This is a genomic window from Synechococcus sp. LTW-G, assembly GCF_054459035.1.
Genome location: NZ_JBTKYW010000003.1, coordinates 61,611 through 79,349, shown reverse-complemented (window position 1 = coordinate 79,349; position 17,739 = coordinate 61,611). Strand labels below are relative to the sequence as shown.

The following is a 17,739-nucleotide window of genomic DNA, read 5'->3' as shown; positions in this document are numbered from 1 at the left end:
TCCCTACCCGTGGATGTCCTGCAGGGCGCGCACCTGCATCTCCTGGGCCTGAAGGGCGGCGATGCCCTCAACTGCGGCACGGGCACCGGCCAGGGTGGTCACGGTCGTGACGGCGTAGTCGATGGCCGCGCGGCGCAGGTACTTGTCGTCGTGGGCGGCCTGACGACCGACCGGGGTGTTGATCACCAACTGGATCTCACCGGAGCGGATCGCATCCTCGATATTCGGACGGCCCTCGTGCACCTTCAGCACGGGCTCAACCTTGAGGCCGGCCTCCGCCAGCGCGCGGGCGGTGCCTTCGGTGGCCACCAAACGAAAGCCCATCTGATCAAGGCGCTGGGCGACGGGTAGCAGGGCTGACTTGTCGCGGTCATGGGTGGAGAGGAAGACCGTGCCGCTGGTGGGCAGGGCCTCACTGGCGCCCAACTCCGCCTTGGCGTAGGCCAGGCCGAAGCTCGTGGCAGTACCCATCACCTCACCGGTGCTGCGCATCTCCGGACCCAGGATCGAGTCGGCGCCGGGGAAGCGCTTGAAGGGCAGAACCGCCTCCTTGACCGCCTGCAGGGGCGGCTTGGGCTCGCTGGTCAGACCGATCTGATCGAGGGTCTTGCCCGACATGATCCGGCTGGCGATCTTCGCCAGGGGCGCACCGGTGGCCTTGGCCACGAAGGGCACGGTGCGGGAAGCCCGGGGGTTGGCCTCGATGATGTAGACGAGTCCGTCCTTGATGGCGAACTGCAGGTTGATCAGGCCGTTGACCTGAAGGGCCAGGGCCAGGGCCTCAGACCACTGGCGAATCGTGGCCAGGGCCTCCTGCTCCAGGCTGACCGAGGGCAGCGCGCAGGCCGAGTCACCGGAGTGCACGCCGGCCGGTTCGATGTGCTCCATCAGGCCGCCGATGACGACCTTGCCGGTGGCATCACAGAGGGCATCGACATCGACCTCGGTGGCGTTCTCGAGGTACTGGTCAATCAGCACCGGGTGATCCGGCTCGACATTCACCGCCTCGTTCATATAGCGGTTCAGCTCGTCCTCGCCGTAGACCACCTCCATCGCCCGGCCGCCCAGGACGTAACTGGGGCGCACCACCACGGGATAACCAACGCGCTCGGCCACCACGCGGGCCTCCGCTTCGCTGCGGGCCAGGCCATTGCGGGGCTGACGGATGTCCAGGCGACGCAGGATCGCTTCGAACTGCTCGCGGTCTTCCGCCGTGTCGATCGATTCGGGCGAGGTGCCCCAAATGCGGGTACCCGTGGCCTGACCGGCGGGGGACTGCAGCCAGTTCAGCAGGGGAATCGCCAGCTTGAGCGGGGTCTGGCCGCCGAACTGAACGATCACCCCCTCCGGCTTCTCGGCCTCGATCACGTTGAGCACGTCCTCAAAGGTGAGGGGCTCGAAGTAGAGGCGATCGGAGGTGTCGTAGTCGGTGGAGACCGTCTCGGGGTTGGAGTTCACCATCACCGTTGCGAACCCCTCCTCCTGCAGCGCGAAGGAGGCGTGGACGCAGCAGTAATCGAACTCGATTCCCTGGCCGATCCGGTTGGGACCGCCGCCCAGGATCATCACCTTGCGCCTGGACTCCGGCTGAACCTCGGACTCCGGAGCGATCAACTCCAGGCTGCCGTCGGCGAGCAGACGCTCCATCGGCCGCTCGTAGGTGGCGTAGTGATAGGGCGTGCTGGAGGCGAACTCCGCGGCACAGGTGTCCACGGTTTTGAACACCGCATTGACTCCCAGGTTCTGGCGATGGGCGCGCACCTCCAGTTCCTTGCTGCCGGTGGCCCAGGCGATCTGACGATCGGAGAAGCCCAGCTGCTTGAGCTCCAGCAGGGCGGCGGCATCCAGGGCAGTCAGGTTCTGGTCCTTGAGCAGACGCTGCTCGCTCTCGATGATCCGGCGCAGCTTCGCCAGGAACCAAGGATCGATGGCGGAGATCCGATGGATGTCGGCATCGCTGTAGCCGTTCACCATCGCCGTGCGAACCGCAAAGATCCGATCGGGTGCAGGGGTGCGCAGTTCCCGGTCGAGGTCCGAGCGCTCGGGGCTGGGGTCCTGGCGATCGCAACCCCAGCCGGCGTGTCCGGTCTCCAGGGAGCGCAGGGCCTTTTGGAAGGACTCCTCAAAATTGCGGCCGATGGCCATGGCCTCGCCCACCGACTTCATTGCGGTGGTAAGCACGGCGGGGCTGCCGCGGAACTTCTCGAAGGCGAAGCGGGGGACCTTCGTCACCACGTAATCAATCGTGGGCTCGAAGCAGGCCGGGGTCTTGCCGGTGATGTCGTTGATGATCTCGTCGAGGGTGTATCCGACGGCCAGACGCGCAGCGATCTTGGCGATCGGGAACCCCGTGGCTTTCGAGGCCAGGGCCGAACTCCGCGAGACGCGGGGATTCATCTCGATCACGATCACGTCGCCATTGGCGGGATTGATCGCGAACTGAATGTTGCTGCCGCCGGTGTCCACACCGATCTCGCGGATGATCGCGATCGACTGATCCCGCAGGCGCTGGTACTCGCGGTCCGTCAGGGTCTGGGCCGGGGCCACGGTGATCGAGTCACCGGTGTGCACCCCCATCGGATCGAGGTTCTCGATCGAGCAGACGATCACCACGTTGTCGGCGGTGTCGCGCATCACCTCCAGCTCGAATTCCTTCCAACCGAGCAGGGACTGCTCAATCAGGATCTGATTCACCGGGCTGGCGTCCAGGCCGCTCAGGCAGATCGCCCGGAACTCCTCGGGGTTGTAAGCGATGCCGCCGCCGCTGCCCCCCAGGGTGAAGGCCGGGCGAATGATCCGCGGATAGCTGCCGATCTGATCCCCGACAGCCTCGGCCTCCTCCAGGGTCGTCGCGATGCCGGAGGGGCAGACACCCACCCCAATGCGACCCATGGCCTGTTTGAACAGGTCCCGGTCTTCCGCCTTTTCAATCGCCTCGAGGTTGGCGCCGATCAGCTCCACCCCGTACTTCTCCAGGGTGCCGTCCTTGGAGAGGGCCACCGCCAGGTTCAGGGCGGTCTGTCCGCCCATGGTCGGCAGCAGGGCGTCCGGACGCTCCTGCTCGATCACCCGGCGCACCACATCAGGGGTGAGAGGTTCGATATAAGTGCGATCCGCCATGTCCGGATCGGTCATGATCGAGGCGGGGTTGCTGTTCACCAGCACCACCTCGAAACCCTCGGCCCGCAAGGCTTTACACGCCTGGGTTCCCGAGTAATCAAATTCGCAGGCTTGTCCGATCACAATCGGGCCTGACCCCAGCAGCAGGATGCGACGCAGATCCGTGCGACGGGGCATAGCAGGGGGCCGGCAGCCAAACCCATCCAGCCTCTCACGTGGCTGAAACCCCTTGCTGTTAAGCCAGACCCAGCCAACGATCCCGTCGTGGCTAGTGTTGTCTTCAACACGGCCGAAGCGTCCTCATGAGCGAACTCCAGCGCCTGAAGGGGCTGCTGCCTCCCGAGATGCAGAGCTGGGTGTTTGTGGAAGCCGCGGCCTCAGCAGACCCGCCGCTGATCACCATCGAGGAGATCGGCCGCGATGAGGTGGAGGTTCAGTTGGATCTCCAGAAGTGGGATGCCCTGGCCATCGACCACCGCAACCTCCTCTTCTGGCATGAGGTCGGCCGCATCCAGAACGACTCCGTCCCCCGGGACGGCTGGGAGATGGCGGCCCTGGCCATCGGCCTGGGTGGCGCCATCGGTGAACTCTGGGTTCAGGACGGCCTGCTGCTGCTGATGGCCATGGGCCTATCCGGCTTTGCCGGCTACCGCCTCTATCTCAAGAACAACTCCGAGAAGCGTCTGCAGGACGCCATCGCCGCCGATGAGCGGGCGATCGATTTGGCCTGCCGCTTCGGCTACACCCTGCCCAACGCCTACAAGAGCCTCGGCGGGGCCCTCAAGGAGCTGGTGGAGCAGACCCGCAAGAAGAAAAAGCGCAGCTTCTACGAGGACCGCCTGGAGGCGCTGCGCAAGAGTGCAGGGAAAGCCCGGGCTGAGATGGCCCAGCAACAGGGCTCCCGACACTCCGTGAGCAGCGAGAACGTTTATGGCTGAGGCCCAAGCCGCCAAGCCCAGTCCCGACCCCAACCGACCCCGGCTCGACCTCGACGACAGCAAAGCCCTGGCGCTGCTGGCCGCCGATGCCTGTGACGACCGCAAAGCCACCGACATCGTTCTGATTCGGGTGGAGGAGATCTCCTCGATCGCCGACTGGTTCGTGATTGCCAGTGGCTTCACCGATGTCCAGGTGCGCGCCATGGGCCGCTCCGTTGAGGACAAGCTCGAGGAGCACACCGGCCGCCTGCCCCTGCGCAAGGAAGGGCAGAACGAGGGGCGCTGGGTGCTGCTGGATTACGGCGAGGTGATCGTGCACTGCCTCACCCCGGAGGAGCGCAGCTACTACGACCTGGAGTCCTTCTGGGGCCACGGTGAGGTGGAGAGCTTCGTAGGCTCGGCCGAGGCTCCACCGGCCTGAGCCGGACACGCAATGGCTGCTAGCGATCCTTCGCCGGGGCTCAGCAACAGCACGCCCTGTCCGGTCCCGCCAGAGCAGCGCCCGCTGGAGCAATACAAGGAACTGCAGGACTCCCTGTTTTTTGCCTGGGCCCAGCAGAACATCGCCCAGCCCTTGATCCAGAGCTGGTTAATTGCGATGCCGCTGACGCTCTACCTGGCGACCGGCAGCTTCGCCCTACGCCACGACCCCGCAGCCCTCACCGCCGCCGGAGCCGCCGGCGCCTGCGTCGTGCCACTGCTGATGCTGACGCGCCAGTGGCTGGGCTGGAGAACCGTGCTGCGGCGCCTGACCTCCACCCAGGTGGAGTACGAAGAATCCGGTTGGTACGACGGGCAGGTCTGGGAAAAGCCACTCGCCTGGAGACAGCAGGATCTGCTGGTGGCCACCCACGAAGTCAAGCCAGTCCTGCGCAAGATCCAACTCGCCCTGGCCGCGACCGGCGGACTGCTCTTGCTCTCGACGGGACTCTGTCAGGCTCTCTGACATGACCTTCTCCAGCAGCTTCGGTAGCCGTCCTGGGGTGCCCCCCCTCGAGGTGCGCCTCACCCGCAACGGGATCGGCGAATCGCTGCACCGCGTCCATGCCGTGGTCTGTGACCAACGCGGCCGGATCCTGATGCGCGCTGGTGATCCGCAGCAGCTGAGCTTCATCCGCTCCGCGCTCAAGCCCTTCCAGGCCCAGATCTTCGTCAGCAGTGGAGCGGCCGATCTGGGGCAACACGACGACCGCGCCCTCGCCATTGCCTGCGCCTCCCACGCCGGGGAGGCGGGCCAGGCCCGCGAGGCCTTCAAGATCCTCTGGAAGGCCGACCTCGAAAGCGAGCAGCTGCAGTGCCCCACCCCCGCCGGCAAGCAGAGCCCGCTGGAGCACAACTGCTCGGGTAAGCACGCCGCCTTTCTCGCCACCTGCCGCAAGATGCACTGGCCGCTGGAGACCTACCTCCAGATCGAGCACCCGCTGCAGCAGCAGGTCCTCAAGCGCGTCGCCGAGCTGCTGGGGATACCCGCTGCAGAACTGATCACAGCCCGCGATGACTGCGGGGCACCGACACTGCAACTGCAGCTGGCTCAGATGGCACTGCTCTTTGCCCATCTCGGAGCCGGACAGAACCCCGAACTCGAGCGCCTCTGCCGCTCGATGCTGGCCCACCCCGACCTGGTCGCCGGCGAAGGTCGCTTTGACACCGCCGTGATGCGCAGCAGCCACGGCCAGGTGCTGAGCAAGGGGGGCGCCGAGGGGATCCAATGCCTCAGCCGAGTCGGCGAAGGGTTGGGATTGGCGATCAAGGTGGAGGACGGAGCCCGCCGCGCCAAGCAGGCCGTCGCCCTGCACCTGATGGAGCAGCTCGAGTGGCTCACGCCCATGACCCTCGAAGAACTCAGCACTCAGTTCCTGGTGCCCAACACCGCGGTCAAGCTCGAGGTCAGCGGCGAACTGCGCTTCGACAACGGCAACTAGAGCGCATCGCGCTCAAACTGGGCCGCCGCGGCATCGGTGGCCTCAACGCTGAAGAGCGCCTGGGCGATCGCTGGGCTGATGGTGAAGGTGTTCAGGCCCTCGGCCGCCAGGCGCGGCAGATCTGAGGCGCTGCGCAGGCTGGCCACCAGCAGACGCAGGGTCGAACCCAAGGCATCGATGCAGCGCTGCATCGCGATCAGCTCCCCATGGCCATCGCGGCCCAGGTCACTGATGCGCCCGAGGTAGGGGGCGATGTAGTCCACCCCCAGGGCCGCCGCCAGCAGCACCTGCTGGGGTTCGTAGCAGGCGGTGAAGGTGATCCGGCAGCCCTGCTGCTGCAGCTCCCGGGCGGCCTCCAGGCCAGGGCGGGTGATGGGCAGCTTCACCCAGATGCGATCGGGCGCGATCGCCGCCAGGGCAGCTCCGCAGCCCACCAGGTCCGCCCCCCAGGCCTGCAGATGCAACTCCTGCACACCCATCGCCAGGGCCCGCTCGCTCAAGACCCGGAGGTTCTCCAGGGTGCAGGGCTGGCCCGCGCGCTTCAGCAGCGTCGGGTTGGTCGTCACCCCGCCAAAGAGCCCCGTGGGCAGCCACTGCTCCCAGGCGCTGGGGTCGGCCGAGTCCAGCAGCAGATGCAGTGCCATGGCAGTCAGGGGCTGAGTCCATCCTGGCTCCATTGCCGGAGGGATCCCCTGTGCTGTAAGGTTTCTGGGTCGCCGCGGGGTAGAGCAGTCTGGTAGCTCGTCGGGCTCATAACCCGAAGGTCGGTGGTTCAAATCCGCCCCCCGCCACCAACTCCAAAAGCCCCGGCCTTCTCTGAAGTGCCGGGGCTTTTTTGATGGCTGAAACCCTAATGGCTGCTAGCAACCCTGACGCAATCGTCGTCGGCTCCGGGGCCACCGGTGGGGTGGCAGCCATGGCCCTCGCCCAGGCGGGCCTGCGGGTTCTGGTGCTGGAGGCCGGCCCGGAGCTCAGTGCCAAGCGGGCCTTTGGCAGCGAGCCCCTCAACAGCCTCAAACGCCTGGCCAACATCAGCAGCGGCCGGCAGCGGATCGCCGCGAATCACCCGGGCTACTGGAAGGCCAACCCGGAGCTGTTCGTCGATGAGCAGCGCAACCCCTACTCCACCCCAGGCGATCGCCCCTTCCTCTGGACCAGGGGGAGACAAGTGGGGGGCAAAAGCCTCACCTGGGGAGGCATCACCCTTCGGCTCTCCGACTACGAGCTCAAGGGAGCAAGCCGGGATGGCCATGGCCAGGACTGGCCGATCGCCCATGACGACCTGGCCCCCTGGTACAGCCAGCTCGAGACGCTGCTGGCCGTGAAGGGCCAGCGGGATGGCCTACCGCAGCTGCCCGATGGGGAGTTCCAGGAGCCAATGCCCCTGACCCCCGCCGAGGAGCACCTGGGCCGCTCGATTCGCCGGGACCTGGAGCTGCCCTTGATCCACTCCCGTGGCTTCGAGCTCAGCAAGAGCGCCCAGACCCCCTGGCCCCGTTCCTGCTCCCAGGGCGGCGCCCTGGCCATTGCCCTGGCCAGCGGCCGGGTGGAGCTGCGCAGCAACAGCGTGGTCAGCCACGTGCTGATCGACCGCGCCAGCGGCCGCGCCGAGGGCGTCGAGGCGATTGATCGCCAGAGCGGCGAGCACTTCTGCGCCAAGGCCCCCCTGGTGGTGCTCTGCGCCAGCACGATTGAGAGCCTCAGGCTGCTGCTGCACTCCCAGCAGCAGAGCGGCCTGGAGGACGTCAGCGGCAGGCTCGGGCAGGGGCTGATGGACCACATCTCCCGCAGCTGCTTCTTCTCGATCCCCGATCAACCGGCCGCGGGGATCAGCGAACTCTCCGGTGCGGGCAGTTGCTTCATTCCGAACACCCTGGAATCACGGGACTTCAAACGGGGCTATGGCCTCTGGTGCGGCATCCAACGCTTTGATCCGCCCCAACTGCTGCAGCGCGAGCGCGGCAGTGCCGTGGGCTTCCTGATCGGCCATGGCGAGGTCCTCAGCCAAAGCCACAACCAGGTCAGCCTGCACCCCGAGCGCAGGGATGCCTGGGGGATTCCCATCGCCCATATCGACTGCCGCTGGGGCGAGAACGAGCAGGCCATGGTCAACCACATGGGCCAGCGGATGGCGGCGGTCGTGCGGTCGGCCGGCGGCCAGATCAAACCGCTCGCCGACCTCTTTGTGATGCCCCTGATCGAGCCGCTTGTTCAGGGCAGCCTGGCCCTCTCACCGGGGGCGGCCCCACCGGGCTACTACATCCATGAACTCGGGGGAGCGCCCATGGCGAAACGGGAAGAGCTGGGCGTTCTCAACCGCTGGAACCAGCTCTGGCGTACCCCCAACCTGCTGGTGACCGACGGCAGCTGCTGGCCCAGCGCCGGCTGGCAGAGCCCCACCCTCACAGAAATGGCCCTCACCTGGAGGGCCTGTGACCACGCTGCGGCCGCGCTGAAGCGCGGGGAACTCTGAGGCGGGACTCAGGAGTCAGCTGCGCTGACGAACAGACCGTTGAGGTAGTGCTGGGTGACGGACTGATCGCTGCAGCCGTTCTGGAACAGGAAACCAGCCAGGGCTGAGGTGATCACCCGGTACTGATCCCAATCGGGGCGATTGCTCAAGAAGGACTTCATCCCATCAAAGAGGGCCTCCGGCACCTCGGCCTCAAGGCTGATTCGAGGCGCCCCCTGGGGCTGATCGCTCGCCGGCTCCGACTGCTCCAGGCAGCGGTTCAGATGCGCCCGCTCCGGGTCCTCACCAAACAAGGGGTGATCGGAAACCTCTCGCTCTTGCAGGCCTTCAACACCCTGGTGGTTCAAGCGGCTGGGCTCCAACAATTCACTCCTGCGACGCCAACCAGCAAGCCACAAAGCGACAGCCGCCGTCAAAGCGTGTTGCATCCACGACACCGCGGGAGAGACAGGCTGAGACAGCAGTCGCTGACTGGGGTCTTGGACTGATTCCCAGACCGCTCAGGGCGTCGCCTAGCCATGGGCATCCCCCTGTCAAGCGACCTGCGGACGAAAGCGCGCATTCCCCAGGAATGCCCTTACCGCGCGCAAGCAGGTCGCGCAAGTTGTGGAAAAGATCAATCCCCCCTGGGGAAAAGCTCAGACCCCTGGGGAAAGCCGGAAAAGATAAGCAGGGCTTATGCGGACCAGTCTCGTGGGACGCGCCTGGATTCGAGACGGATGAGCGGGGTTATTCCGAGGGGTTTTCTTCCGATTTGGGACGCGGTTTGTAAAGGGTCTTCGGGCCGAGGGGGTGCTCGGCGTGGGGATAGGGGGTGTGGGTATGCCCGTGATCGTGGCTGTGGTCGTGGCTGTGACCGTGCTCGTGGGAATGGTCGTGGTCGTGATGGTGGTGGTGGCCCAGGGGAATCGGAATGCCATCGGGCTGACAGGCACCGGTGCACTCGAGCTCACAGAGGGTGCAGCCCTCGATCAGGCCCTCGACGTGGTGGTGGTGGCTCTGCTGGGGAGCCCCGACCTCGGTCTCAAAGCCCAGGACCTGAGCCCGGTACTTGCAGAGCGAGCAGTTCATCTGGGTCTCGCCGCGCACGACCTCCTCGACCCGCTCCTTAAAGGTGTCGATCACCAGCGGGTGATCCCCTAAGTAGGAGGCATCGACGAACTCCACCTCGGGATGGTCGACCGCCACCAGCTGGGTGTGCTGGCGAATGCGACTGACCAGAACCCCAGAGAAGAGGAAATAGGGGAAGACGATCACCCGCTTGAAGCCCAGGCGCACCACATGGCGCAGGCCGGGCTCCACCAGGGGGAAGGTCACACCGGAATAGACGGTCTCGCCCCAGCCGAAGCCAAACCCCTCGACGAGCATCCGCGTCACCTTGGAGACGTTGGAGTTGGCATCGGGGTCGGAGGAGCCCCGGCCCACCACCACCAGCAGGGTCTCGGCCAGGGGCACCTCGGCCTGGGCGTTCGCCCGATCGAGGGCTTCGCGGATCCGGGCGCCGGCGGCCTGGATCATCTTGAGGTCGACCCCCAACTCGCGGCCGTAATCAATGCGCAGGCCGGTCTCAGCGGCGTAACTATTGAGAACCGAGGGGATGTCGTTTTTGGCGTGGCCTGCGGCAAAGAGCATCCCGGGCACCGCCAGAACCCGCTTGACCCCCTGGGAGCGCAGGCTGTCGAGGCCGTCCCGCAGGATCGGGCGGGCAAATTCCAGATAGCCGTATTCGACCGGTACATCCGGCAGCTGGCGGCGCAGGCCCTCTGCCAACTGGGCGAATTCGGTGACGGCCTGTTTGTTGCGACTGCCGTGGCCGCAGATCATGACCCCGATCGGACCGCCGTCGACCGCCTGAAGATCCAGTTGCTGCGAGGGGTCTGTCATGGGAAGGCCTGCCTGCCTTGACCCTATCGGCCTAGGGTGACCCAAAGCCAAGCGTCAAAGCGTGCAGACGAGCGAGAACCACCGGTCCGGCGAGCTGAAGGAACTGGGCTGGAGCCCCGAAGACTGCCGTAAATACGAAGAGCTCTGGGAATACCGCCACCGCTGGGGCGCCATCAACCTGGAGCGCGAGGACCGGATCTTCCTGCGCAAGGCTGAGGCAGCCCTGCCCAAGATCGTCACCGGCAAGGCCGAGAAGAAAAAGCTCCAGGACAAGTCCTATTACCGCTGGCTCGCCTTCTACCGCGATGCCATGGCCAGCAGCGACAGCGCCGCTGGCCTGGGTGAGAGCGAAGTGGCCGCCTGGCCGATCCTGCTGCAGGAGGAACTGCGGGCGATCGACTACTACCAGCCCGTGTTGGGTCTGCCCGACACCCTCAAGGCCAAGGAACTGATCGCTGTGCGCGAGCAGCTCGCCAGCAAGGCGGCCGCCGCCGGACGCATGGCCCAGTTCAGTTTCGTCGATGTGCTCGAGGAGCTCAAGCGCAACGAGAAGACCAGCTGGAAACCCCTGCGCGGGGATGGCAACAGCGAGACCAGCTATCCCGTCCTGCCGGCCGATGCCGCTGAGGCTTTCCGCCAGGAGGCCCGCTCCACCTTGACCGCAGCGATTCGCGAGCTCTTCCCCTCCCTGAAGGACAGCGACAAGGAACCCCCGGCTGCCGACTGGCAGCCCTGAGCGGGCGCTCCACGCTCCAGACAGCAAAAAGCCCCCGGTGCAGTGCACCGGGGGCTTTCATTTGTCGATGACGACGGGATCAGCCGAGGCCGATCTGGGTCAGGATGCCCTGGCCGGTCAGCAGTTCGGTGCCCAGGCCGATCACGAAGCCCATCATGGCCAGGCGGCCATTCCAGGTCTCAGCGAAAGCGACGAAGCCGAAACGGGTGTTGGAGTCAGCCATTGGAAGGCGTCGTTACGAAACGTGTAGGAACTGTAAAGCCTTGTGAAGCGACCTGGGGGTATTGGGGGCGACGGTTTCCCGTGCTTTTCAAGCGGCACTCCCTGGCCTCAGGACTTGTCCTTGCGGAGCTCAATGCCCTCGACCCAGTGGCGGTAGACCGTCTGACGTGTGCCATCCATCTCCTGGAAGCGCAGCCAGGCATTCCAGACACCCGCCAAGGCGGCGCTCTTCCACGGCAACTGCCGGGCCGCCGGAAGACTTTTCAGCGGCTGGGGCACCAACAAGGTGAGGTTGGGCTGGAGCACGTTCCAGGACGCCCCCTGCTGCGCAGTCACCAAAACCGCATCCAGCCGGCCCTCCTGCAGCGCCTTCAGCAATGCATCGGTCCCCTGGGAGCTGATGAATTTGGCCTGGGGCAACCAGCCGGCAACGAGGCGCAGTAGGAACGGGGCTTCAAACCCCAGGCCCACCCGCAGGCCTTGGACCTCCACCAGATCACTCCACTGGCGCTTGCTGCTCAGGGCTGAGCCCTTGATCAGCAGGGCAACGCCGTAGGTCAGGTGCGCATCGGTGAAACGGGTGCGGGCCGCCTGCATCGGCGCCATGACGTCACTGGAGAGCTTGAGGTCGCAGTAGCCCCGCTCCAGGGCCTGCAGCCCATCAGGGCGCGGGTCGTTCGCGTTGCCAATCCGGTCGATCAGGACATAACTGGGATTGAGGCCCATCTGCTTGGCAAAGAGCATCCCCATCTCCACATCGGCTCCCACCAGCTCGCCATCCGCATTGCGATAGGCCATCGGATAGTCCTGCTCATGGACGCAGTAGCGAATCGCTCGGGCCCGGCGAATCGCCTGCCAATCCCCTGGCTGATCCACGGGCGACCAGCCCTGCACCACAGGGGCGCGGCCCTTGGCCAGGGCAAAGTCCTGGTGCATCAACTGGTCGCGGGCGCTATTGACCGGCTTGGGCAGCAGCTGGAAGCCCACACGGCTCAAGAGAACAAATCCCGGGAAGACCGCCAGGGCAGTGGCCGCTGGCACCAGACGCCTGAAGCGCTTGGGGAACCCCTCCAGCGACACCCAGGTGCCAATGATCACCAGGGCGATGACGCTCATGCAGGCCAGCAGGGTGCCCAGACGCGCCACTGCCAGTTGATCAATGGCGATGTAGAGCTGCACCAGATCGCTCGGCAGGCCCATCCGATCCAGCAGAAAGGTCATCGCCAAAATCCCCTCAAGGAAGGCACTGGCCAGACCCGTCAGCAGGAAGCCCGGCATCTCCTGCAGGCTGATGGAGTTGCCCGTGAGCCAACCGGCAAAGGGCACAAAGGCGAGGGAGAGCAGGCGCCCCATGTCCGGAAAGACCAGGGCCAGCGGCGCCAGCACCTCAACGGGAAGGTCCACCTGATCCTTGAGCTCCTGCTCGCTCACCCCTGGAGCCAGGTGCGCCGCACGGGCCTCGTAGAGGAGCGTTTTGGAGAGCTCCACCAAGATCGGCAGCACCACGAGCATGTTCGCGGTGGCAAAGGCGATGGTCAGTGGGGTGCGGAAGCTGCGCAGCAGCTGGCGCACCGGAATCGGCGTCACCCCGGCAATCACCAGGGGCAAAAACAAGCCGGCCAGCAGCAGCGCGATCCCGCCCTGCAGCACGACATAGACCGCCAGTCGCGGCAGCTGAGAGCTCTCGATCGAGGCGCTGGCTGTCGCCAGGATCGCGAACACCCCAAGCGGGGTGAAACGGGCCACAAAGGCGGAGATGCCGAGTAGGGCCTCGGCGATCCGGTCAAAGACGTCGATCAGCGGTTGCCGTTTTGGAACGGCGATCAGGGCAATGCCAAGCGCCAGGGAGAACAGCACCACCGCCGGGATCTGCGTCTCCGCGAAGGCCGCAAAGGGGTTCACCGGAATGAAGAGCTCGGTGAGGTCCAGGGGCTTGGGGGCCTGCAGCAGACTCGGCTTGAAGAACGAGGCGTCATGCCAGCTGGGGAAGCCCAAGGGCACCAGCAACACCGCCAGCAGCACCACCAGCCAAAAGCCGATCAGCACCAGGGCCGAGCGGCCTAGCAGCCGGCTGGCCTGAGCGAACTGCAGGCGCCCCACCCCGGCGATCAAGGACACGCTCAAAAAGGGCAGGACCGGCATCTGAAACAGCCGAATGAAGCCATCCCCAAGGCCACTCAACGGCGCTAGGGCCGAGGCGGGCAGCAGCCGGCCCACCAGGATCCCGGCCACCAGGCCCTCCAGGATCTGAATGGCCAGGTTCTGGCGCAGAAACAGCCGCACCGGAGCGAGCCAGGCGCCCCCTCGATCGATCCTCACCACACACCCAAGTCCTGCCCTGCCTGCAGGATGCGCAGAGGCCGCGAGATCGCCAACCGCAGCCTCGCAACTGTTTAAAGAGCCGGTCTCTGGCTAGTTGGTGGATGTGGAACAGTCACCAACTAGGGAACGGCGAACGTCCTTCGTCGTGTTGCTGCTCGGTGCGGGCACGCTGATCGGCTTGCACGCCACGAACCTCCTGCCCTGGCTGCTGGAGGGACGTGTCCTCTCCCTGCTGCTGGGTCTAGCTGGGCTTGGAGGGGTCATCCTGCTGCTCGCCCTGCGGGTGGTCCATTACGCCGATGCCCTGGCGATTCGGCTGGGGGAACCGTTTGGAACGCTGATCCTGACCGGTTCAGCCGTGGTGGTGGAGCTCGCCCTGATTGCCAGCACCATGGGCAGCGGAGAGGCCAACCCAACCCTGGCCCGCGATTCGATGTTCGCGGTGCTGATGATCGCCCTCACCGGAATCAAGGGCATCAGCGTCTTTGAGGCCGCTCGAGAACAGGAGAAAACGCTGCGGGAGCCCCTGCAAGACAGTGATCTGGCGGCCATGAACATCGGCGGGAGCATCACCTACGTGAACCTGATTACGACCATCAGTGTTCTGGCGCTCATCGTTCCGAACTTCACCACCCAAACCACAGAAGCCAACTTCAACGGCCCCGGAAATGTGGTCCTGATTGGTGCGGCTCTTGGGCTCTTCAGCGTCTTTATCGCCTTTCAAACCGGTAGCTACCGCGGGCTATTCACCGAAAGCCGCGAGCAACGCCAATGGCTCGGGGCAGCGGATGGCGGCCATGAGGGCATCCCAGAGGTTGCCCCGGCGGTGGCTTGGCTCGCTGCTGGGCTGTTGATTCTCGTGATCAACGCGGAGTCCATGGGCGAGCTGATTGAGGCCAGCCTGAATGGACTCGGGTTGCGCAGCGCCATTGGCGGCACGCTGGTTGGCCTCTTGGTGTTGGCCCCTGAAGCACTCAACGCCCTCAGAGCCGCCTCAAGGGGACAAGTGCAGCGCTCCCTCAACACCCTCTATGGCTCGGTGCTCTCCACGCTCTGCCTGACCGTGCCTGCGGTCCTACTGATTGGGGAACTCACCGGAACCAAGGTGATCCTTGGACTTGATCCCCTCGAGATGGTCCTGCTGGGACTGACGCTGCTCTTGATCAGGCCAACCCTTGGCAAGTTCACCCAACTGGATGGCCTGATGCTTCTGGTGGTCTTCGTGTTCTGGATCGCGCTGCAGGTGATCTAAGGAGCCGGCTTGGACTGACTGCCCAGGGCTAAACCAGCCAGCACGCTCAGACCATGGTTGACCGCGGCATCAATCCGGCCATTGGGACGTCTGCAGGGCTCCAGGGGAACCGAGCGATGCAGTTGCACCCAGGTCAGGGCGGTGCAATTGAGCAGATCAAAGGCCAGAGCGAAGCCCTGGAAGCTCAAGATCCCAGCGGAGATCCAGACGACTAAACGGCGTGAGTCCATCGGTGTTCCGTGACTGAACACCGGAGGGTTCCGGGACCCTGCTGATTCAGGTACTTCGGCTCATCGCGCCTGGCCACCGAGTTGAGCCATGACTGTTGTGTGCCTTGGCAAGCACAGGGAGAACAAAGCCGGACTGGTGACCGGCTTTTTTCATGGCGCCTCCCCGGAGAGTGGCAGTCAGAGCTCCGCACACAGGCGACTTGCCTCCGGCTGCTCGGGCGGGATAGTTCTGTCGTGTGAGGAGTGAGGAACTCCAATCCGGAGTCGAAACGAGGACAGACGCCCGGATCGTTCCTGACCCCTAGCCCTGCCTTCGGCGGGGCTTTTTTCTTGCCTACGGCTCGGCATAGACGCCCCAGGCGGGGCGCGTCTTGAGCCAACCCTTGGCCATCAAGCCTTCCCAGAGGACCCGGGCATCGGCGCGACGCAGGTGATAGCGCTCCTTCAGCAGGGGCAGGTGGTCCGGCATGGCCTTACCCGTGTCCACAAACACCCAGGTCTCACGGCCCCAGGTGCGCTGGTCCTTGTGAAAGCGAACCTGCCAACCGGCCCTGGGATCCTGCAGCCAAGCCTCCTCCATCAATCCACCACAAGCAGAGTACAGGTGTACTACAGCGGGATGGGTTTTGCAAGGGGCCAGGCGCAGGGATCAGCGGCTCACCACTCGCCCACAGGTCGCCTGATCGGCTTGGGCATCAGGCAATTGCGCTTCGTGGTGCTGGGTCTCTCATTGCGCCGGAGCACCTCCTCGGCGTTCCACAGGCCTTCGACGGATTGGCAGTGCCCCTGCGGGTCGCAGACCCTGAAGAAGTTCCCCCCCAACGCATCCAGGGTTGAACCCTTCGCCGTGTGCGCGATGCGTGATTCCGGCATCTGGAGCTGGCAGCTACCCCCGCCCTAACTCCCCCTGGGCGACAGAACAAGGGCAAACCAAGGGCGCTGGCCAGCGGAGCCGGTCAGCGCTGGGGCCACCACCGCGTTTGCGGCGGACCTTATGAAAAACAAACGATCAGTTGCCGCCGTTGCAGTAGCGGACGGCCTGGGCGTTGGTCTTGCCCTCGGCCACCACCTCTTCCACACATCCGTTGAAGAGCTTGCTCTCTTGCTTCAGCGCGCAGACGCCAACGGCGATCGAGGCCAGGGCGATAGCGGAGACGACCGTGGCCGAGATCTGAGCCACGCCGTAGACGAGCATCGCCTTCTTTTTGCCGCCGCAGTTCTGCTGGCTGTCGTTCGCTTCGCTCATCGCTCGGGTGTGACTGGCGCAACCCTATGGATCCGAAATCTGCTGGCGCGAGGCGGCCAGGACGAGATAACCGCCCAGGCGACATCCGCTCTCACTTCAGCTGAAACGAGCGAACCAACTTCGCCTTGAGACGCTGCAGGACTGTCGCTCCAGCCACCGTCTGGGCATCCAGACAGCTCGAGCAGAGCACCTGACCTTTGACGCTGCGGTAGTGCTGGGTGGAGCGCTCAATGAAGGTCCCGCAACCGCGGCAGGGAAAGATCGGACTCATGGCGCTGCGCTCGCTCGGAGCATGCTGCAGGGCCGGGATGGGCCCCGTCTGCAACATCGATAGCCAGGGGAGCCGGAACCCTTTGGGGTCTTTAAACCCCCTCCCATGGAGATCAGCGCCGCCGGATTGAACCTGCTCAAACGCCTCGAGGGCTGCCGGCTCGTGGCCTACCCCGATCCCGGCAGCGGCGCAGAGCCCTGGACCATTGGCTACGGCCACACCGGCGCCGAGGTCCGGCCTGGGCTGGTCATCAGTCAGGAGCAGGCCGAGCGCTGGCTGCTGGACGATCTACAGGACAGCAGTCGGGCCGTGAAGACGCTGCTGGCGGGCGTGCCCCTGAACCAGGGGCAATTTGATGCGCTGCTGAGCTTCTGCTTCAACGTCGGTGCCGGAGCCCTGGGGCGCTCGACCCTGCGCAGACGACTGCTGGCCGGGGAGCCCGCAGGACTGGTGATCCGCAAGGAACTGCCCCGCTGGATTCATCCCCTGCCAGGCTTGATCCAGCGCCGCGCCGCCGAGATCCGACACGCTGAACGCCACAGCGCCACTGCCCTGGCGGTGCCCTACTGCTGCCAGAACAACAGCGCCACGGCGCACGGCCCGCGGATGTGCTTCAGCTCCAGCTGCGCCATGGCGGTGGAGTTTCTGCGGCCGGGCTGCTTCAGCGGTAGCGGCCAGATCGACGACCAGTACCTCGCGATCGTCCAGCGCTATGGCGAAAGCACGGAGGCCTCTGCCCAACTGCTGGCGATCGAGGCCTGCGGGCTGACGGCCCACTTCCGCCAAGACGGAACCATTCAGGACCTCATTGACCAGCTGGAACGCGGCATCCCGGCACCGGTGGGTTGGCTGCACCTCGGGCCAGTGGAGCAACCCACGGGCGTGGGGCACTGGAGTGTGGTCGTGGGCTGGGAGCCCAGCAGCCGCACCTTCTTGATGCACGACCCCAACGGCGAGGCGGATCTCGTGGGCGGCGGCTACGTCAGCACTGCCCTCGGCAGCGGCCGGGCGCAGCGCTACTCCGAGCACAACTGGGGCCGGCGTTGGCTGGTCGAGGGTCCCGGCAGCGGCTGGTGGATGGAATTCAGCTCCCCAGACCGCCCTGGCACCCTGGAGCATTGAG

General features: G+C 65.4%; 18 protein-coding genes and 1 tRNA gene. 9 read left to right on the top strand and 10 right to left on the bottom strand.

Annotation, left to right across the window (positions count from 1 at the left end):
- Positions 1 to 3: 3 nt before the first annotated feature.
- Positions 4 to 3,297, bottom strand: coding sequence for a carbamoyl-phosphate synthase large subunit (gene carB, locus ACXIQ9_RS06725; protein ID WP_459016158.1), 3,294 nt, complete (start codon positions 3,295 to 3,297; stop codon positions 4 to 6).
- Between the two features lie 125 nt (positions 3,298 to 3,422).
- On the opposite strand from carB, the gene ACXIQ9_RS06720 reads away from it, so the two are divergent.
- From ACXIQ9_RS06720 to ACXIQ9_RS06705, 4 genes are read left to right on the top strand one after another with little or no spacing between them, the layout of a single operon-like run.
- Positions 3,423 to 4,058: a DUF3318 domain-containing protein gene (locus ACXIQ9_RS06720; protein ID WP_010317727.1), complete on the top strand. Its 636-nt coding sequence runs from the start codon at positions 3,423 to 3,425 to the stop codon at positions 4,056 to 4,058.
- Positions 4,051 to 4,479, top strand: a complete 429-nt coding sequence (gene rsfS / locus ACXIQ9_RS06715; RefSeq protein ID WP_459016157.1) for a ribosome silencing factor — start codon at positions 4,051 to 4,053, stop codon at positions 4,477 to 4,479. The genes ACXIQ9_RS06720 and rsfS overlap by 8 nt, the downstream gene beginning before the upstream one ends.
- A gap of 12 nt (positions 4,480 to 4,491) precedes the next feature.
- Positions 4,492 to 5,004 carry a CGLD27 family protein gene (locus ACXIQ9_RS06710; RefSeq protein ID WP_247478925.1) on the top strand — a complete coding sequence of 171 codons (513 nt, stop codon included), beginning with the start codon at positions 4,492 to 4,494 and terminating at the stop codon, positions 5,002 to 5,004.
- 1 nt (position 5,005) lies between these two features.
- On the top strand, positions 5,006 to 5,980 hold the full coding sequence (locus ACXIQ9_RS06705; protein WP_424163900.1) for an asparaginase: 975 nt from the start codon (positions 5,006 to 5,008) through the stop codon (positions 5,978 to 5,980).
- Here the strand turns inward: ACXIQ9_RS06705 and ACXIQ9_RS06700 are convergent.
- Positions 5,977 to 6,624 (bottom strand): transaldolase family protein, encoded by a 648-nt coding sequence (locus ACXIQ9_RS06700; RefSeq protein WP_459016156.1) that lies wholly within the window; start codon positions 6,622 to 6,624, stop codon positions 5,977 to 5,979. The genes ACXIQ9_RS06705 and ACXIQ9_RS06700 overlap by 4 nt on opposite strands.
- Before the next feature lie 73 nt (positions 6,625 to 6,697).
- On the opposite strand from ACXIQ9_RS06700, the gene ACXIQ9_RS06695 reads away from it, so the two are divergent.
- A tRNA-Met gene (locus ACXIQ9_RS06695) sits at positions 6,698 to 6,774 on the top strand.
- A gap of 59 nt (positions 6,775 to 6,833) precedes the next feature.
- Positions 6,834 to 8,453 (top strand): GMC oxidoreductase, encoded by a 1,620-nt coding sequence (locus ACXIQ9_RS06690; protein ID WP_459016155.1) that lies wholly within the window; start codon positions 6,834 to 6,836, stop codon positions 8,451 to 8,453.
- An 8-nt stretch (positions 8,454 to 8,461) separates the two neighbouring features.
- Here ACXIQ9_RS06690 and ACXIQ9_RS06685 read toward each other — a convergent pair whose 3' ends face one another.
- Positions 8,462 to 8,815: a DUF2811 domain-containing protein gene (locus ACXIQ9_RS06685; RefSeq protein WP_363159436.1), complete on the bottom strand. Its 354-nt coding sequence runs from the start codon at positions 8,813 to 8,815 to the stop codon at positions 8,462 to 8,464.
- Between the two features lie 367 nt (positions 8,816 to 9,182).
- Positions 9,183 to 10,337, bottom strand: a complete 1,155-nt coding sequence (locus ACXIQ9_RS06680) for a sirohydrochlorin chelatase (RefSeq protein WP_459016154.1) — start codon at positions 10,335 to 10,337, stop codon at positions 9,183 to 9,185.
- Positions 10,338 to 10,398: 61 nt separating this feature from the next.
- On the opposite strand from ACXIQ9_RS06680, the gene ACXIQ9_RS06675 reads away from it, so the two are divergent.
- Positions 10,399 to 11,073, top strand: a complete 675-nt coding sequence (locus tag ACXIQ9_RS06675; protein ID WP_459016153.1) for a hypothetical protein — start codon at positions 10,399 to 10,401, stop codon at positions 11,071 to 11,073.
- Between the two features lie 79 nt (positions 11,074 to 11,152).
- Here ACXIQ9_RS06675 and ACXIQ9_RS06670 read toward each other — a convergent pair whose 3' ends face one another.
- Both ACXIQ9_RS06670 and ACXIQ9_RS06665 read right to left on the bottom strand, forming a co-directional pair.
- Positions 11,153 to 11,296 (bottom strand): chlorophyll a/b-binding protein, encoded by a 144-nt coding sequence (locus ACXIQ9_RS06670; RefSeq protein ID WP_010317717.1) that lies wholly within the window; start codon positions 11,294 to 11,296, stop codon positions 11,153 to 11,155.
- Positions 11,297 to 11,403: 107 nt separating this feature from the next.
- Positions 11,404 to 13,614 (bottom strand): cation:dicarboxylate symporter family transporter, encoded by a 2,211-nt coding sequence (locus ACXIQ9_RS06665; protein WP_459016152.1) that lies wholly within the window; start codon positions 13,612 to 13,614, stop codon positions 11,404 to 11,406.
- Between the two features lie 181 nt (positions 13,615 to 13,795).
- On the opposite strand from ACXIQ9_RS06665, the gene ACXIQ9_RS06660 reads away from it, so the two are divergent.
- Entirely contained in the window at positions 13,796 to 14,869 is a 1,074-nt protein-coding gene (locus ACXIQ9_RS06660; RefSeq protein WP_459016151.1) for a calcium:cation antiporter, read from the top strand.
- Here ACXIQ9_RS06660 and ACXIQ9_RS06655 read toward each other — a convergent pair.
- The 4 genes from ACXIQ9_RS06655 to ACXIQ9_RS06640 form a co-directional block, all read right to left on the bottom strand.
- Entirely contained in the window at positions 14,866 to 15,099 is a 234-nt protein-coding gene (locus ACXIQ9_RS06655; protein ID WP_247478936.1) for a hypothetical protein, read from the bottom strand. The genes ACXIQ9_RS06660 and ACXIQ9_RS06655 overlap by 4 nt on opposite strands.
- 334 nt (positions 15,100 to 15,433) lie before the next feature.
- Entirely contained in the window at positions 15,434 to 15,679 is a 246-nt protein-coding gene (locus ACXIQ9_RS06650; RefSeq protein ID WP_459016150.1) for a DUF1651 domain-containing protein, read from the bottom strand.
- A gap of 429 nt (positions 15,680 to 16,108) precedes the next feature.
- A complete protein-coding gene (locus tag ACXIQ9_RS06645; RefSeq protein ID WP_459016149.1) occupies positions 16,109 to 16,345 on the bottom strand; it encodes a hypothetical protein in 237 nt (78 codons plus the stop codon).
- A gap of 91 nt (positions 16,346 to 16,436) precedes the next feature.
- Positions 16,437 to 16,616: a hypothetical protein gene (locus ACXIQ9_RS06640; protein ID WP_459016148.1), complete on the bottom strand. Its 180-nt coding sequence runs from the start codon at positions 16,614 to 16,616 to the stop codon at positions 16,437 to 16,439.
- 105 nt (positions 16,617 to 16,721) lie between these two features.
- On the opposite strand from ACXIQ9_RS06640, the gene ACXIQ9_RS06635 reads away from it, so the two are divergent.
- On the top strand, positions 16,722 to 17,738 hold the full coding sequence (locus ACXIQ9_RS06635) for a lysozyme (RefSeq protein WP_459016147.1): 1,017 nt from the start codon (positions 16,722 to 16,724) through the stop codon (positions 17,736 to 17,738).
- Position 17,739: the final 1 nt, after the last annotated feature.

What these genes read in the sequence shown, in the direction of transcription:
- ACXIQ9_RS06710 (WP_247478925.1), top strand. Translation starts at nt 4,492, where the DNA reads ATGGCTGCTAGCGATCCTTCGCCGGGGCTCAGCAACAGCACGCCCTGT.
- ACXIQ9_RS06690 (WP_459016155.1), top strand. Translation starts at nt 6,834, where the DNA reads ATGGCTGCTAGCAACCCTGACGCAATCGTCGTCGGCTCCGGGGCCACC.
- ACXIQ9_RS06705 (WP_424163900.1), top strand. Translation starts at nt 5,006, where the DNA reads ATGACCTTCTCCAGCAGCTTCGGTAGCCGTCCTGGGGTGCCCCCCCTC.
- ACXIQ9_RS06720 (WP_010317727.1), top strand. Translation starts at nt 3,423, where the DNA reads ATGAGCGAACTCCAGCGCCTGAAGGGGCTGCTGCCTCCCGAGATGCAG.
- ACXIQ9_RS06650 (WP_459016150.1), bottom strand. Translation starts at nt 15,679, where the DNA reads ATGGAGGAGGCTTGGCTGCAGGATCCCAGGGCCGGTTGGCAGGTTCGC.
- ACXIQ9_RS06645 (WP_459016149.1), bottom strand. Translation starts at nt 16,345, where the DNA reads ATGAGCGAAGCGAACGACAGCCAGCAGAACTGCGGCGGCAAAAAGAAG.
- ACXIQ9_RS06635 (WP_459016147.1), top strand. Translation starts at nt 16,722, where the DNA reads ATGGAGATCAGCGCCGCCGGATTGAACCTGCTCAAACGCCTCGAGGGC.
- ACXIQ9_RS06700 (WP_459016156.1), bottom strand. Translation starts at nt 6,624, where the DNA reads ATGGCACTGCATCTGCTGCTGGACTCGGCCGACCCCAGCGCCTGGGAG.
- ACXIQ9_RS06680 (WP_459016154.1), bottom strand. Translation starts at nt 10,337, where the DNA reads ATGACAGACCCCTCGCAGCAACTGGATCTTCAGGCGGTCGACGGCGGT.
- rsfS (WP_459016157.1), top strand. Translation starts at nt 4,051, where the DNA reads ATGGCTGAGGCCCAAGCCGCCAAGCCCAGTCCCGACCCCAACCGACCC.
- carB (WP_459016158.1), bottom strand. Translation starts at nt 3,297, where the DNA reads ATGCCCCGTCGCACGGATCTGCGTCGCATCCTGCTGCTGGGGTCAGGC.
- ACXIQ9_RS06670 (WP_010317717.1), bottom strand. Translation starts at nt 11,296, where the DNA reads ATGGCTGACTCCAACACCCGTTTCGGCTTCGTCGCTTTCGCTGAGACC.
- ACXIQ9_RS06640 (WP_459016148.1), bottom strand. Translation starts at nt 16,616, where the DNA reads ATGAGTCCGATCTTTCCCTGCCGCGGTTGCGGGACCTTCATTGAGCGC.
- ACXIQ9_RS06655 (WP_247478936.1), bottom strand. Translation starts at nt 15,099, where the DNA reads ATGGACTCACGCCGTTTAGTCGTCTGGATCTCCGCTGGGATCTTGAGC.